Origin of the sequence: Streptomyces sp. NPDC051677 (assembly GCF_044453465.1) — a bacterium.
In the GTDB taxonomy this organism is placed as follows: Bacteria; Actinomycetota; Actinomycetes; order Streptomycetales; family Streptomycetaceae; genus Streptomyces.
Window position 1 is genome coordinate 135,763 of sequence record NZ_JBITCT010000018.1, and the last position, 15,825, is coordinate 151,587.

10 protein-coding genes are annotated in these 15,825 nt (G+C 73.6%); 6 read left to right on the forward strand and 4 right to left on the reverse strand.

Annotated elements, in window-relative coordinates:
- Positions 1–35: 35 nt before the first annotated feature.
- Entirely contained in the window at positions 36–1,289 is a 1,254-nt protein-coding gene (locus ACIBAF_RS22665; RefSeq protein ID WP_399465154.1) for a serine/threonine-protein kinase, read from the reverse strand.
- Positions 1,290–1,465: 176 nt separating this feature from the next.
- Positions 1,466–3,175, reverse strand: a complete 1,710-nt coding sequence (locus ACIBAF_RS22670; protein ID WP_399465156.1) for a serine/threonine-protein kinase — start codon at positions 3,173–3,175, stop codon at positions 1,466–1,468.
- Between the two features lie 334 nt (positions 3,176–3,509).
- On the opposite strand from ACIBAF_RS22670, the gene ACIBAF_RS22675 reads away from it, so the two are divergent.
- The 5 genes from ACIBAF_RS22675 to ACIBAF_RS22695 all read left to right on the forward strand — a co-directional run bounded on the left by ACIBAF_RS22675 (position 3,510) and on the right by ACIBAF_RS22695 (position 13,482).
- On the forward strand, positions 3,510–7,115 hold the full coding sequence (locus tag ACIBAF_RS22675) for an FHA domain-containing protein (RefSeq protein ID WP_399465223.1): 3,606 nt from the start codon (positions 3,510–3,512) through the stop codon (positions 7,113–7,115).
- Positions 7,116–7,258: 143 nt separating this feature from the next.
- The gene (locus ACIBAF_RS22680) at positions 7,259–8,644 is read left to right on the forward strand and encodes an ABC transporter substrate-binding protein (protein ID WP_399465158.1); all 1,386 of its coding nucleotides are present in this window, start codon (positions 7,259–7,261) and stop codon (positions 8,642–8,644) included.
- 7 nt (positions 8,645–8,651) lie between these two features.
- Positions 8,652–9,995 carry a carbohydrate ABC transporter permease gene (locus tag ACIBAF_RS22685; protein WP_399465160.1) on the forward strand — a complete coding sequence of 448 codons (1,344 nt, stop codon included), beginning with the start codon at positions 8,652–8,654 and terminating at the stop codon, positions 9,993–9,995.
- 88 nt (positions 9,996–10,083) lie between these two features.
- The gene (locus ACIBAF_RS22690) at positions 10,084–10,935 is read left to right on the forward strand and encodes a carbohydrate ABC transporter permease (protein WP_399465162.1); all 852 of its coding nucleotides are present in this window, start codon (positions 10,084–10,086) and stop codon (positions 10,933–10,935) included.
- 171 nt (positions 10,936–11,106) lie between these two features.
- Positions 11,107–13,482 carry a CDP-glycerol glycerophosphotransferase family protein gene (locus ACIBAF_RS22695; RefSeq protein WP_399465163.1) on the forward strand — a complete coding sequence of 792 codons (2,376 nt, stop codon included), beginning with the start codon at positions 11,107–11,109 and terminating at the stop codon, positions 13,480–13,482.
- A 476-nt stretch (positions 13,483–13,958) separates the two neighbouring features.
- Here ACIBAF_RS22695 and ACIBAF_RS22700 read toward each other — a convergent pair whose 3' ends face one another.
- Positions 13,959–14,225, reverse strand: a complete 267-nt coding sequence (locus ACIBAF_RS22700) for a hypothetical protein (RefSeq protein WP_399465165.1) — start codon at positions 14,223–14,225, stop codon at positions 13,959–13,961.
- Positions 14,226–14,657: 432 nt separating this feature from the next.
- Entirely contained in the window at positions 14,658–15,071 is a 414-nt protein-coding gene (locus ACIBAF_RS22705; protein ID WP_399465166.1) for an organic hydroperoxide resistance protein, read from the reverse strand.
- 120 nt (positions 15,072–15,191) lie between these two features.
- Here ACIBAF_RS22705 and ACIBAF_RS22710 point away from each other — a divergent pair, with 120 nt between their 5' ends.
- Complete coding sequence (locus ACIBAF_RS22710; protein ID WP_399465168.1) at positions 15,192–15,728, forward strand: MarR family winged helix-turn-helix transcriptional regulator; 537 nt, start codon at positions 15,192–15,194, stop codon at positions 15,726–15,728.
- Positions 15,729–15,825 lie beyond the last annotated feature (97 nt).

Below are 15,825 nucleotides of genomic sequence, written 5' to 3' on the forward strand. Positions count from 1 at the left end.
GACACCGGCCGGCAGAGGCACGCCGGGCGGTGCTTCTACGGCGTTGTCGGAGAGGATGTGCTCGTCGTGTCCTGCGGGGTCGCTCCCGCGTCGTCGCCCGAGGTGGCCGCCCAGGTGCCGATGCCCGCGGCGGCGACCAGCGCCGCCGCGGCCACGCCCAGCGTGATCCGGCGCCGACGCGTGGCGGAACGGTTCCGTGCCGAGCCGGGGCGCGGTGCGCCGGCCGCCCTCGGCACCCGGGCCGTCCCGTGCGCCCCGCCCGCCAGCTCGTCCGGCGCGGGCACGCGCATCGACGTGTGGGTGTCGCGGTTGGAGTCCGGCTTCGCGCCCGGCACCAGCGGGACCGAGCCCCGCCGGACCCTCCCGGAGGGGGTCTCGGGGGCGGACGCGGCGGGCGCGGTCTCGTGCGGCTCGGCGCCGTCCTCCTGCTCGGGGTCCGGCGAGTCGACGTCCAGCGGCGGCATCCCCGCCAGCGTCGGCAGCTGCTCCCGCAGCCGTGCGGCCAGCTCGGACGCCCGCAGTCGGGAGGCCGGCGCCTTCGCCAGGCACTGCACGAGCAGTTGCCACAGCTCGTCCGGGATGCCGGGCAGCGGGGCGACGGACTCGGTGACGTGGCGGCGCAGCACCGCGCCCGGGTGGCCGCCGCCGAACGGGGTGAAGCCCGCGAGGAGCTCGTACAGCACCGTCGCCAGGGCGTAGATGTCGACCGAGGCGCGCGGCGGCAGACCCTCGACGATCTCCGGGGCGAGGTAGTCCGGCGTGCCGATGATCTTCGTGGCGCGGGTCCGTTTGGGGGTGTCGATGAGTTTCGCGACGCCGAAGTCGGTCAGCAGCGCGCGGTGCGAGCCGCCGGGGCCGAGCGGGCCCTGCATGTCGAGCAGGATGTTCTCGGGCTTCACGTCGCGGTGCACGATCCCGGCCGCGTGCGCGGCGGCCAGGCCCTCGGCGACGTCCGCGACGATCGCCACGGCGGCCTCGGGCGCCAGCCGCCGGTCCCGTTCGAGGCGGGTGCGCAGGTCGGTGCCCCGGACCAGGTCCATGACCAGCGCCAGGTCGTTGCCGTCGACCACCAGGTCCCGTACGGACACCACGTGGGGGTGTTCCAGACCGAGCAGTGCCGTGCGCTCCTGCACGAAGCGGCCCACGAGCTCCTCGTCGGAGGCGAGGTCCTCGCGCAGGAGCTTGACGGCGACGGGGCCTTCCGGCCCCTCGCCCAGCCACACCGTGCCGGCGCTGCCCCGTCCCAGGATCTGGTGGGCGGTGTACCGGCTGCCGATCTTCCGTGCCAAGACTGCTCCTACAGACGCGTGTTGCCCATCAAAGTACGCGTCCGAAGAGCCAACCTTCACCGCGGAGACGGAAATCACCCGTCAGATGTCGACAAGTCCACAAACTCGCGGTCAGGGAAGGTGCGAACCCGGTGCCGATCGGCATCCACCGGTGGCCGATGGCGGCCGCCTACGCCTCAGTTCCCGCCGGTGTCCGCGCCGCTCCCGCCCAGGTCGCTGATCCACCCGGTGACGTCGCCGATCCAACCCGTGACCAGCTGCCAGTAGCTCTTGCCTGTGCCGATCCAGCCCTGCAGCGGGCTGAACTCCCAGACCAGCCAGCCGGCCACGAACAGGATGACGATGGTGAACAGGCAGCCCTTGAGACAGCCCAGCCCGGGGATCCGCATCGGGTTGGCGCTGCGCTGCCGCGGCTCGCGCGGCTGCCGGGGCTCCGGCGCGGGCCGCTGCTGCGGCTGCTGGGGCTGAGGCGGCGGCGCGTACCGCTGGGGCTGCTGGTGAGGCTGCTGGGCTTGCGGAGGCGCGTACTGCTGCTGCGGCTGCCCCTGGTACCCGTAGCCGGGCTGCTGCTGGTGCGGACGCTGCGGAGGCCGCTGCTGCTGCGGTTGCTGCGGGGGATACGGCTGCTGCTGCGGCTGCTGGCGGTTGACCTGCCGCTGGGGGCGGCGGCGCAGCGGGTCCTCGCCGGGGTCGAGGTACTGCTGGACCTGGGTCTGCTCGTTGCGGGCGCGGGCGCCCTGCATCTGGGACTGCCAGGGGTGCGGCTGCTCGGGCTGCTGCCCCTGCTGTCCCTGCTGACCGGGCTGGTGCGGCGGCACCGGCGGCAGGACGGCCGTCGGATCGGCCGCGCCCTGCGGACCGCCCGTGTGCGGCAGGACGGCGGTGGGGTCGGCGGCGCCCGCCGGGCCGGTCGTGTGCGGCAGGACGCTGGTCGCGGCGTTCGGGTCGTAGGCGCCGCCGGGCACGGTCGCGGGCGAGGGGTCGGGCGCGAGCACATGGCCGACGCCCTCGGCGGCGGCGATCTGCATCGAGTTCGCGTGCACCCCGATGCCCTCGGCGACGATCCGCAGCCCGCGCGCGAGGTTCTCGGCGCTCGGCCGGTCGTCGGGGTTCTTGCGCAGACAGCGCTCGATGACCGTCCACAGCGGGTCGGGGACCGTGGAGGGGCGGCGCGGCTCGGCGCTCAGGTGCTGGTGGAGGACCTCCAGGGCGGAGCCGCCGGAGAACGGCGGACGTCCGGTGACCAGCTCGTACAGCAGGATGCCGGCGCCGTAGATGTCGACGGCGGAGGTCTGCGGGCGGCCCTCGGCGGACTCCGGGGCGACGTACGCGGGCGTGCCGACGAACTCGCTGGTGCGGGTCAGGCCCGGGGAGTCGGCGAGGCGGGCGATGCCGAAGTCGGTGAGCAGGGGGTGCATCTCCCCGCCGTTCTGCCGCAGCAGGACGTTGGCCGGCTTCAGGTCGCGGTGCACTACGCCGTCGGCGTGGCTGGCGGCGAGCGCGTCGGCGACCTGGGCGGTGAGCAGGGCGGCGGCGACGGGCGTGAAGGGGCCGTTCTCGCGCAGATAGCGGTGCAGGTCGGGGCCCTCGACGAGGTCCATGACCAGCGCCAGCAGATCGCCCTCGACGACCAGGTCGCGGACCTGGACGATGTTCGGGTGGGTCAGCCGCAGCAGCACGGACCGCTCCCGCAGGAAGCGCATCACGACGTCGGGGTCGTTGGCCAGCTCTTCCTTGAGGACCTTGATCGCGACGGTCTCTCCGGGCTGGCCGGGCACGGCCGCCTCGGCGCCCGCGGTCTCGCGCTGGCGGGCTCGCCAGACGGTGCCCGTGGCGCCGCGTCCGAGCGGCTCCTCGAGCAGGTACTTGCTGCCGACTGGCCGCACGTCACGCGCTCCCTGCTGCTTGCTTACCTGTCTGTCCGTGTTCCGACCCACTGTAGTGCCGACGTACGGACAGCGGGCTGTCGTCCTGGTGCGAAGGAAAGACGCGTGACTCGGTCTTCCTGGTTGCCGGAGCCGGACGTGACCGATCTCAACTGATCATCGGTGACGCACTTGTCAGGCACTTTTGCGGGCAGAGCCGACCAATCAAGATCACTTGCCAACGGGTGGTGGGCGCGTTGTCAGTGACAGGTGCGAGGATGCCTTCAGTACTGGCCGCTGTGCTCGTGTGGGGTGGGGGAAGTCCGCGCCCGTGCAGAAGGGACCGCTGACGGCGATGCAGATCCGGCTGACCGTCGTAGACCCGCAGGGCCCGCACCCCGAGGCGCGGGGCCGGGCCGCGAGCTGCGACGTGCTGGTCACGGCGCCCGCCGGCACGGCCCTGGCCGCGGTGGCGTCCGCGCTGGCCGCGGCGGTCTCCGGGGAGGGCGCCGCGTCGTCCTCGTCCGCCGCGGCGGTCGTGCTGTACGCGGGCGTGGAGCGGCTCGACACCCAGCGCTGCACGCTCGGCGAGCCCCCGCTGATCGACGGCGCGGTGTTGTCCCTGGGCGCCCCGGCCGACCCCGAACCGCACCCTGAGGTCGACGACGCCCCGGCCCGTCTGCACGTGGTGGCCGGGCCCGACGCGGGCGGGGTCCACCTCCTGCACGGCGGCCAGGTCCGCGTCGGCCGCTCCGCCGACGCCGACGTGCCTCTCGACGACCCGGACGTCTCCCGTCTGCACTGCGCGGTGACGCTCTCGCCCGACGGCCGCCTCACGGTCGCCGACCTCGGCTCCACCAACGGCACCGCCCTGGACGGCACGCCCGTACAGTCCCGCCCCGTCCGCCTCACCCCCGGCGCCCTGCTCCGCATCGGCGAGTCGGCCCTGCGCCTGGCCCCGCCCGGCGGCCCGGGCCCCCGGGTGGCGACGACCCCGGACGGCGAGGGTCATGTCCGGGTGCCCTGCGGGGGGACGGAAGCGGCGGAGACGCCTCACGCGCGCGTGACAGGCGGCAGCGCACCGGCCGCGGGCGGGCCGGGCGGCCAGGGGGGCCCTTCCGGTCCGACCGGTCACGCCTACGGCACGGTGGGCTGGAGCGGCACGACGGACACCCGGGGCGAGCGCCTGCGCGGCTCCCGGGAGACGCAGCTGGTGCCGGACCAGGGCGCCGCGCCGCGCATCGAGAGCCGACGCGGCGACAGCGAGGCGCGCACGGCTGACGCCGGACGCCGGACCCCGCCGGGAGTCGTCCCCTCGGGCGGCGCACCGGGTGCGGGGGGCGGCTCCATGGACGCCCCGGCGACCCACGGCGGCCGCTCGGGCCTCGGCTCGTTCGCAACGGCGGAGGACGACTTCCGCGGGCCGCACACCTCCCACGGCTCCCATGAGTCCCACGCCTCCCCCACCCCGCAGCAGCCGCCCGCCGCTTCCCCCGCTTCCCTCGCCTCCCCCTATGACGGCCCCGACGGCCCCGACGGCGGCCCTGACACCGACTCCCGGAGCGCCTCGCGCCGCAAAGGCACCCCCCTGCGCGGCACCGACGTGCCCCCGGGGGTGCGCAAACGCGGGGGGCTCTCCGCGTGGGCGCGGCGGCTGGCCGGGGGCCGCGGGGGCGACCAGGAGACGGCCGCCCCGGGGGACCACGACGACGAGCCGGCCGGCGCCGAGTCGCAGCCGTCGGCCGCCGTCCCGCCGCCCGCCCCCGAGACCTGGCCGGACCCGGCGGCGCTGCTGCTGACGGCGCTGGGCCCGGGCCCCAGGCTGTGGGAGCGGGGCCCGGGGCACCCGGAGGCGCTCACCGTGCGGCTGGCCACGGCCGACCGGCCGGCGCCGGACGGCTCGGGCCTGCTGCCCGCCGTCCCGGTGACGGCGGGGCTGCGCGAGGTCGGCGCGCTCGGTCTGGCCGGGCCGCGCCCGCGGCTGTCGGGGCTGGCGCGCGCGGTGCTCGCCCAGCTCGCCGCGCTGCACTCCCCCGACGTCCTGGAAATCGTCCTGATCAGCGCGGACCGCGCGCGTTCCGAGGAGGAGCGCATCGCCGAGTGGTCCTGGCTGGGCTGGCTGCCCCAGCTGCGGCCCGGGCACGGCCAGGACTGCCGTCTCCTCCTCGCCTACGACCGCGACCAGGCCACGGCCCGCACCGACGAACTCCTGCGCCGCCTTCAGGACCATCTCTCCGACAGCGCGAGCGGCGTGGACAGCGGTACGACGCCGGCGCAGGCGCCCCCGCCCCGCGGCACCGCCCGGCGTCCCTCCTGGGCGGTGGCCGACGACTCGACGGGCGGCGGCTTCCCCGGCCCGTACACGGTGGTCGTCGTGGACGGCGACCCCGGCGGCGCCGACCTGCGGGAAGCCGTGAGCCGACTCGCGGTGGCCGGTCCGCGCGCGGGCATCCACGTCGTCTGCCTCGCCGAGACGCCCGCGGCCTCCCCTGCCGCCCCGGTGACGGAGATGTACGAGGCGGCCTGCGCGGCGGCGCCCACGTTCCGCGCGTGCGGGGCGGTCGCGCTGCTCAGCGGGGACGTGGCGACGGCGCTGCGGCTGCTGCGGGTCGCGCGGGCCGGCGCGGAGACGGAGCGGCCCGGCCCGGTGGGTTCCGGCACGGTCGGCGCCGTGGACGCGGTCTCCCTGGCCTGGGCGGAACGCTTCGCGCGGGCCCTCGCACCGCTGCGCCCGGACGGCGCCGCCGGCGGCGAGCGGCACACGCGTGTGTCGGCGCCGCTGCCCCAGGCGGCGCGACTCCTGGACGAGTTGGGCCTCGCCCGGGCCACGCCCGCCTCCCTGATGGCCCGCTGGGCGGACGCGGCGGACGACTCCGACGCGCTCGGCGGCCGGGTCCGGGCCGTCCTCGGCGCCGGTCCGCGCGGCCCGGTCGGGGTGGACCTCGTCGCCGAGGGCCCTCATCTGCTGATCGAGGGCCCGACCGGCAGCGGGCGCACGGAGCTGCTGCGGGCGGTCGTCGCCTCGCTGGCCGCCGCCGAGCGCCCGGACCGGCTGGGCGTCATCCTGCTGGACGGCCGCGACACCGTCGGCAAGGGCAGCGGCGGCCCGGGCGACGGCCTTCAGGTCTGTACGGACGTCCCGCATGTCACCACCCACCTCACCGCCAACGACCCGGTGCGGATGCGGGAGTTCGCGCAGTCGCTGAGCGCCGAGCTGAAGCGTCGGGCGGAGCTGCTGGGCCGCTCCCACTTCGCGGAGTGGCACACGCACCGCGCGGTCTCCGGCCGCATCGTCCCGCAACGCACCCCGCACACCCCGCCCCCGGGAACCGGACCGGGCAGCACCGCCGGCACAGCCGGGTCCGGCGCCGCCGACCTGGAGGCGCCGCCCAGCACCACCCTCCGTCTGCGCCCGGGAGCGGCCGCCCGGCAACGCACCGAGACGGCGTCGCCGCTGCCCCGTCTGGTGGTCGTGGTCGACGACCTGGACGCCCTCGTCGCCCCCGCTCTCGGCTCCCCGGGCCGGCCCGCCGCCGGCTCCGTCATGCGCGCGCTGGAGGCGGTGGCCCGCGAGGGCGAGCGGCTCGGCGTGCACCTGGTGGCGGCGGCCGGCCCCGGAGGCCGTACGGCGGAGTCGGAGCCGGCCCGCATGTCCACCGTTCGGATCACTCTCGACCCGCCGGGTTCCGGCGCGGACGAACCGGCGCCGGGCCGAGGCCGCCTCAAGGGCGCGGACGGCCGCCTCACCCCGTTCCAGGGCGGCCGGGTAACGGGCCGTATCCCCCGCACGGCGACGCTGCGCCCCACGGTGGTCCCCCTGGAGTGGCCCCGGATGGGCGACCCCCCGACCCGCAGACCGGTCCGAGAACTGGGCAACGGCCCCACGGACCTGGCCCTGCTGGCCAGCGCCCTGGAGCGGGCGGCACGCCAACGCGCCCCGTTCAGCCCGTCCGGCGTGTGAGGAGCGGCGCCCGCCGATCACGACGCGGTCACGATCCCCCGCTTGACAGCGGGGGCGCTCTTGCCGAGGCATGGGTCCCGGCGTAGACCAGTGCCCACGGGACAGCGCTCAACGTTCGACGAGGAACGAAGAACGGGGCAGTGATGCGCAGCACCAGCGACGACACCATCCGGACACGCAGGACCGTGAAAGCAGCCGCGGCACTCCTGGCGGGGGCCCTCGCACTCTCGGCCACGGCGTGCAGCAGCGATGACGACAAGAGCGGCGGAAGCGACAGCAGCACCGGGACCAAGGAGTCCGGCAGCACTCTCACCCTCCCCAAGCTCGACGGCACCACGCTCGAAGTGGCCGCCGTCTGGACCGGCACCGAGCAGGCGAACTTCAAGAAGGTCCTGGCCGAGTTCGAGAAGCGCACCGGCGCGAAGATCACCTTCGTGCCCGCACAGGACCCGATCATCAACTTCCTGGGCTCGAAGATCGCGGGCGGCTCGCCGCCGGACGTGGCGATGCTGCCGCAGCCCGGCGCCATCAAGCAGGCCGCCGACAAGGGCTGGGCCAAACCGCTGGGCGCCGAGGCCCAGGCGGAGCTCGCCAAGAACTACTCGCAGGGCTGGCAGGACATCGGCAAGGTGGGCGGCAAGCAGTACGGCGTCTACTACAAGGCCGCGAACAAGTCGCTGGTCTGGTACAACGCCAAGGTCTTCGAGAACGCGGGCGCGGCTGAGCCCAAGACGTGGAAGGACCTGCTGGCCACCGCGCAGACGGTGTACGACTCCGGTGTCACGCCGTTCTCGATCGGCGGCGCCGACGGCTGGACGCTCACCGACTGGTTCGAGAACGTCTACCTCTCCCAGGCGGGCCCGGAGAAGTACGACCAGCTCGCCCAGCACAAGATCAAGTGGACGGACCCCTCCGTGAAGGAGGCGCTGACCACGCTCGCCCAGATCTGGGGCAAGAAGGACTGGGTGGCGGGCGGCGCGAAGGGCGCGCTGCAGACCGAGTTCCCGGCCTCGGTGACCCAGACCTTCACCGGCGGCGACCAGCCGAAGGCGGCCATGGTCTACGAGGGTGACTTCGTGCAGGTCAACATCGCCGACACCAAGTCGAAGGTCGGCACGGACGCCAAGGTGTTCCCGTTCCCGACGGTCGGCGCCACCGCGCCCGTGGTGTCCGGCGGCGACGCGGCCGTCATCCTGAAGGACTCCAAGGGCGCGCAGGCGCTGGCCACCTTCCTGGCCTCGCCGGACGCGGCGGAGATCCAGGCCAAGCTCGGCGGCTACCTCTCGCCGAACAAGAGCGTCGACATCTCCGTGTACCCGAACCAGGTGCAGCAGACGATCGCCAAGGCGCTGATCGCGGCCGGCGACGACTTCCGCTTCGACATGTCCGACCAGGCCCCGCAGGCCTTCGGCGGCACGCCCGGCAAGGGCGAGTGGAAGGACCTGCAGGACTTCCTGAAGAACCCGACGAACGTGGCCGGCACCCAGGCGAAACTGGAGTCGGACGCGGCGACGGCGTACGGGAACTGACCCGGCGATGGCGACGCCCGCGGCGGCGGGGGCTCCCGGAGCCCCCGCCCCTCCTCGCTCACGCAAGAGCGTGACCGGCACCCGCAGGACCGTGGCAGCGCTGTTCCTGCTGCCCGCCCTGGTGCTGCTCGGCGCGCTCGTGGTCTACCCGATCGGGTACTCGGTCGTGCGCAGTTTCTACGACCAGTCCGGCGACGGCTTCGCCGGCGTCGACAACTACAAGGCCCTCTTCACCGACGACGGCATCCGCACCGCGCTGAAGAACAACGTCATCTGGGTGGTGTTCGCGCCGACGGTCGCCACCGCACTCGGGCTGATCTTCGCGGTGCTGACCGAACGGGTGCGCTGGGGCACCGCGTTCAAGCTGGTCGTCTTCATGCCGATGGCGATCTCCATGCTGGCCGCCGGCATCATCTTCCGGCTGGTCTACGACCAGGACCCGGACAAGGGCGTCGCCAACGCGGTGTGGGTGGGCGTCCACGACACGTTCGCCCAGGCGTCGGCGTTCCCGAAGGCCCATCCGGGACGCGAGTCGCCGCTGCGGGCCGACCAGGGCGGCTTCATCACCAGGACGCCCGTCCAGGCCGGCGTCCCGGTCGCCCTCCCCCTGGTCGGCGTCGCCCCCGACCAGATGCCCGACGACGCGAAGAAAGCCGTCCGGGCCCAGCCCGAAGGCGACAAGGTCACCGGCACGACCTGGCAGGACTTCACCCGCGGCAAGGGCGTGGGCACGCTCGGCGCGCCCGACCCGTCCGAGCTGGGCTACGCCGGGATGAAGATCGAGGCGGTGAAGGACGGCAAGGTGGTGGCGTCCACGAAGGCCGCCGCCGACGGCGCCTTCAGCCTCCCCGCCAAGGCCGACGGCGCTCAGCTCCGGCTCCCCGCGAGCAACTTCAAGGAGGCCTACAACGGCCTGGACTGGCTGGGCCCTTCGCTGGTCACGCCGTCGATCATCGGCTCGTACATCTGGATGTGGGCGGGGTTCGCGATGGTGCTGATCGCGGCCGGTCTGGCGGGTGTGCCGCGGGAACTGCTGGAAGCCGCGCGCGTCGACGGCGCCAGCGAGTGGCAGGTGTTCCGCAGGGTCACCGTGCCGCTGCTCGCACCGGTCCTCGCGGTCGTCACCGTCACCCTGATGATCAACGTGCTGAAGGTGTTCGACCTGGTCTTCATCATCGCCCCGGGCTCCTCGCAGGACGACGCGAACGTGCTCGCCCTGGAGCTGTACCGCAAGGGCTTCTCCGAGGACCAGCCCGGCATCGCCAGCGCGATCGCGGTGTTCCTGCTGCTGCTGGTGATCCCGGTGATGTGGTTCAACGTGCGTCGGCTCAGGCGGGAGGTCAGGCGGTGAGCGTGCTCCTGTCTTTCTGCTGGGGGTCTGAGGGTCGTCCCCCAGGTGAAAGCAGTAACGTGCGTCGGCTCAGGCGGGAGGTGCGGCGATGACGAAGCGGCTCGAATGGGTCATGGACAAGCTGAACGGCGGTCTGGTCCGCGTCTTCCTGATCATCGTCGGCCTGTTCTGGCTCGTGCCGACCATCGGACTGCTGATCTCCTCGCTGCGCGCTCCCGAGGACATGAGCGCCAGCGGCTGGTGGAAGGTGTTCTCCCAGCCCTCCCAACTCACCTTCGACAGCTACCAGAAGCTCCTGGAGAACAGCGACATCACCAACTCGCTCGTCAACACCGTGCTGATCACGGTGCCGGCGACGGTCCTGGTCGTCGTCATCGGCTCGCTCGCGGGCTACGCGTTCGCGTGGATGGAGTTCCCGGGCCGCGACTGGTGGTTCCTGGGCGTCGTGGGGCTGTTGGTGGTGCCCGTGCAGGTGGCGCTGATCCCGATCGCCGAACTGTTCGGCAAGATCGGTCTGTTCGGGAACATTCTGGGCGTGATCCTGTTCCACGTCGGGTTCGGGCTGCCCTTCGCGGTGTTCCTGCTGCGGAACTTCTTCGCGGAGATCCCCCGCGAACTGCTGGAGGCGGCCCGCCTCGACGGGGCCGGTGAACTGCGGCTGTTCGCCCGGGTCGTGATGCCGCTGGGCGGCCCGGCGATCGCGTCCCTGGGCATCTTCCAGTTCCTGTGGGTGTGGAACGACATGCTGGTGGCGCTGGTGTTCACCAACGCCGACAGCCAGCCGATCACGGTCGCCCTGCAGACGCAGGTACGGCAGTTCGGCAACAACATCGACGTGCTCGCGCCCGGCGCGTTCATCTCGATGGTGATCCCGCTGGCCGTGTTCTTCGCGTTCCAGCGGCAGTTCGTGTCCGGCGTGATGGCGGGCGCGGTCAAGTAACCCCGGAAAGCCGGAAGGGGCGGGCCGAGTCATCGGCCCGCCCCTCTCCGTTCACCCACGATCCCCTCACGCACAATCCCCTGTATGCCACACGAACCGTAACCAATTCACCCCATTGGCCGTTTCCGGGCAAGGCCCTGTCCCCCGCCCGCGCCGACCCATGGATGTGCCTTGCCCAGGTTCAGTGTCATCGTCCCCGCGTACAAGGTTCAGGCGTATCTGCACGAGTGCCTCGAATCGGTGCTGTCCCAGTCGTACGCCGATCTCGAACTGATCGCCGTCGACGACCGTTCGCCGGACGCCTGCGGCGAGATCATCGACGAGTTCGCGGCCCGTGACGCGCGGGTGCGCGCCGTGCACCTGCCGCAGAACGTGGGTCTGGGGCAGGCCCGCAACGCGGGGCTGGCGCAGGCGGGCGGCGACTACCTGCTGTTCCTCGACGCCGACGACACACTCACCCCGGACGCCCTGCGCACCATCGCCGACCGGCTGAAGGAGACGGGCGAGCCGGACGTCCTGGTCTACGACTACGCGAGCACCCACTGGACGGGCGAGACCGTCCGCAACGAGTGCGCCGACCTGCTCTCCGAGGAGGGCCCGGCGCCGTTCCGGCTGGCGGACCGCCCGGGGCTGCTGAGCGTCCTGCCGGCGGCCTGGAACAAGGCCTACCGGCGGGAGTTCGTCGAACACGAGGGCCTCACGTTCCCGCCCGGCCGCTACGAGGACGCTCCGTGGACGTACCCGGCGCTGCTGGCGGCGCGGACGCTGGCGACGCTGGACCGCGTCTGCGTGCACCACCGCCGGCATCGCCAGGGCACCGCCCTGTCCACCACCAGCCGGGGGCACCTCGACATCTTCGAGCAGTACGACCGGGTCTTCGCGTTCGTCGAGCGGCGGCCCGAACTCGCCGAGTGGCGGCCGGTGTTGTTCCGCCGCATGGTCGACCACCTGTCGACGGTCTTCACCAGGCGCGACCGGCTCCCGCGCGACTCGCGCGCCGAGTTCCTGCGCAGGGCCCGCGCCCACTACCGCCGTTACCGCGTCCCGGGCGCGTCGGTCCCTCCCCCGCTCTCGGCTCCGCTCAAGTGGGGGCACCCCCACCGCTCGCGGCTGCGCCACGCCCTGGTCCACTTCGGCGTGCACCGCACCTACCGGCTGTTGCAGGTGTCGATGCGCGTGCGCCGGCGCACGCACAAGGCGGTCTCGAAGCTGTCCCGCGCCCTGCGGGCGGCCGTCCTACAGGCCTACTACCGCGTCCAGTTGCGGCTGCCGCTGCGCGCCGACCGGGCCGTGTTCGCCGCGTACTGGGGGCGCGGGCACAGCTGCAACCCGGGCGCGCTGGAGGAGGCGTTCCGCACGTTCGTCCCGCAGGTGCGCACGGCGTGGATCGCCCGGCCCGAGCACCAGGGGGCCGTCCCGCCGGGCCCGCGCCAGGTGCGCCCCGGCACGGCCGCCTACTGGACGGCGCTGGCCCGCTCCAAGTACCTCGTCAACAACGTCGACTTCGACCGACGGCTGGTCAAGCGGCCCGGCCAGGTCTTCGTGCAGACCCAGCACGGCACGCCCCTCAAGCACATGGGCCTCGACCTCCAGGAACGCCCGGCGGCAGCCCGTGACATGGACTTCGACGAGCTGCTGAAGGGCGTCGACAAGTGGGACTACGTGCTGTCCGCCAACCGCCACACCAGCCTCACCTGGGAGCGCGTCTACCCGGGACGCTACGAGACCCTGGAGTACGGCTATCCCCGCAACGACGTCTACCAGAAGGCGACGGCGGCGGACGTGGCCCGGCTGCGCGAGTCCCTCGGCATCCCGCGCGACACGGTCGCCGTCCTGTACGCGCCGACCCACCGTGACTACCGGCGCGTCCAGCGCTCCCACCTCGACCTGGAACGCGTGCTGCGCCGCCTGGGCCCGCGTTTCGTGGTGCTGTCCCGCGCGCACCACTGGCAGGAGGCCCCCGTGGTCCGGCGGGTGGCCGGCGTCATCGACGTCAGCGACCATCCCAGCGTCGAAGCCCTCTGTCTGGCCTCGGACGCCCTGATCACCGACTACTCGTCCCTGATGTTCGACTACGCCAACCTGGACCGCCCGATCGTGATCCACGCCGACGACTGGGAGGCGTACGAGGCGGCCCGCGGCACCTACTTCGACCTGCGGACCTTCGCCCCGGGCGCGGTCGCGCGCAGCGAGGACGAGCTGATCGACATCTTCTCGACCGGCCACTGGCGCGGCTCCCGCTCGGCCCAGCTGCGGACCGCGTTCCGCGAGCGGTTCTGCGCCCACGACGACGGCCGCGCCGCCGAGCGGGTCGTCCGGCGGATCGTGCTGGGCGAGTCGGAGCTGCCCGCGGTGGTGCCGCTCGCCGAGCGCCGCCCGGCGCCGTCGACGGCGCAGTCGGCGACGGCGACGCAGCGGGCTGAGCAGCCGGCGGCGGTGCCTTCGGCGCGCACCCCGCTCGCCCCCGCACCCCAGCCCTCCGCCACCGGCCCCGTCACCGACCCGGCCACCGACCCGGCCACCGGCCCCGTCGCCGACAGCCACTGAACGCCGTTCGCGCTTCGAGGTTCGCGCTTCGAGACAGAGAAAGAGGCAGACCGATCGGCGCGTCTTTGGGAGTACGGCTGATCTGCGCACGGGGGAGCGGTGGGCGCCCGGGGGCGCCGGGAGTGCGGCGGGACGGCGTCCGGATCCGCCGTGCGGCCTAGCCGCCGGGAGCAGGAGGCCGCGAGGGGGAAGACGCGAGGAATGCGCCCCACTGCCCGCCTCTTCCGGCCTCCGACGCCGTACCAGTTCTTCGGCACCCTGGTCTGGCTGGCGATGTCGCTCGCGTACTGGCGGGACCCGCTGGGGCGCGCGGCGGTGACCGGCCCGTTCAACCTGCTGGTGTTGCTGACCGGGATCGGCCGTTTCACGCGTGTGCTGACGGACCGTCGCCGGGCCGCGCTCCTGGGCCTGGGCCTGTTCGCCCTGGCACTGCTGTGGGGCGGCGACGGGTCCTGGCCGGACGGCGGCGGCCTCGGTCATCCGTCGACCTTGGCCGTCGGGCTGACCTGCTGGGCGTGGGCGTGGACGGGCACGCGCGCGGGCGCGGTGCGGTGCCCGGTCCGGTTCGTCGGTCCGAGCGGCCTGCCGAGCTGGTGGGGGTACGCGTGGGTCGGGGCGCTGTACGCGCTGGTCCTGCTCGTGCACCCGATGACGTTCGTCGCCGCGGCGGTCGGGGCGGCGGCGCTCGTCGCCGGGTGGGAGCGCGAGCGGCGGGCGGCCGCGATGAGCCGGTGGGCGCTCACGGCCGCGGTGCCGTTGACGGCGGCGTACTTCAGGCCCTACCTGGACGCGCTCGCCCTGACGACCGGGATCGCCGGCGCGGATCCGCTGCCCGAGCGGCTGCCCCAAGGGGTGCCCGGGCACTTCTGGCTGGTGCTGGTCTGCGTGCCCGCGCTGTGGCTGCGGGCGTGGCGGGTACGGCGGGGGGGGGGGGCCCGGGCCCCGGGGCCCCCCCCCCCCCCCCCCCCCCCCCCCCCGCCCCCCCCGCGGCGCCGGGGGGGGGGGGGGGGGGGGGGGGGGGGGGGGGGGGGGGGGGGGGGGGGGGGGGGGGGGGGGGGGCGGCCCCCCCCCCCCCCCCCCCCCCCCCCCCCGCCGCTGACGTCCCGCCGGAGAGGCCTGGACTGCCGGAGGGGCCTGGACTGCCGGAGGGGCCTTGACTGCCGGAGGGGCCTTGACTACTCGACGACGAGGTCGACCTCGATGTTGCCGCGGGTGGCGTTGGAGTAGGGGCAGACCTGGTGGGCCTGCTCGACGAGCTTGCGGCCGGTCTCCTCGTCCACGGCGTCGGGCAGCTCCACGCGCAGCGTGACCTTCAGGCCGAAGCCCTCGCCCTGCTTGCCTATGCCGACCTCGGCCGTCACCGCGGCGTCGCTGACGTCGACCTTCGCGGCGCGACCGACGAGGCCCAGGGCGCTGCCGAAACAGGCGGCGTAACCGGCGGCGAACAGCTGCTCCGGGTTCGTGCCCTCGCCGTTGCCGCCGAGCTCCGCCGGCATGGCCAGCGCGAGGTCGATCCTGCCGTCGGAGGAGACGGCGCGACCCTCGCGACCGTGGGTGGCGGTGGCGACAGCGGTGTAGAGCGCGTCCATGGAAAACCATCCCTCTCAGATCTTGTTCCGGCGGCCCGGTCCGGCCGCCCGACGGAGATAAGTAGAGCACACAATTTAATTGGGCACAACTAAATTGCGGGTAAGAGCTATCCTGGAGACATGACCGCCTCCGTCCCCACCCCGCTGCCCGCCGTCGGCCAGGAGTACGCCACGGAGAACTGGCTCCGCCTGGACCGTCAGATCTGCTTCTCCCTGCACGCCGCGTCGCGCGCCTTCAACGGCGTGTACCGCGTGATCCTCAAGGATCTCGGGCTGACCTATCCGCAGTACCTGGTGATGCTGGTCCTGTGGGAGGAGGGTCCGCTGCCCGTCAAGAAGCTGGGTGAACACCTGCGCCTGGACTCCGGCACGCTCTCTCCGCTGCTCAAGCGGCTGGAGACGGCCGGTCTGGTACGCCGTGAGCGCAGCGCTCGTGACGAGCGCTCGGTGGAGGTGCGGCTCACCGAGGAAGGCACGGCCCTGCGCGAGCGGGCCCTGGAGGTGCCGCGCAGCATCCTCGGCGCCACCGGCCTCGAACTCTCCGAGATCGGCGTCCTGCGCGAGCGTCTGGACCAGCTCACCGTGGCGCTCGACGCGGCGGCCTCGCACGAGACGGAAGAGACCCAGGAGCTGCAGGAGACGCCGCAGAACCGGTAGCCGAACGACGGACCCAGAGCCGGCGCGAGCGCAGCGCGTACGGCTCGGCGACGACCCACGGCCGGTTCTCGGCGACGACCACAGCCGGTTCCCGGCG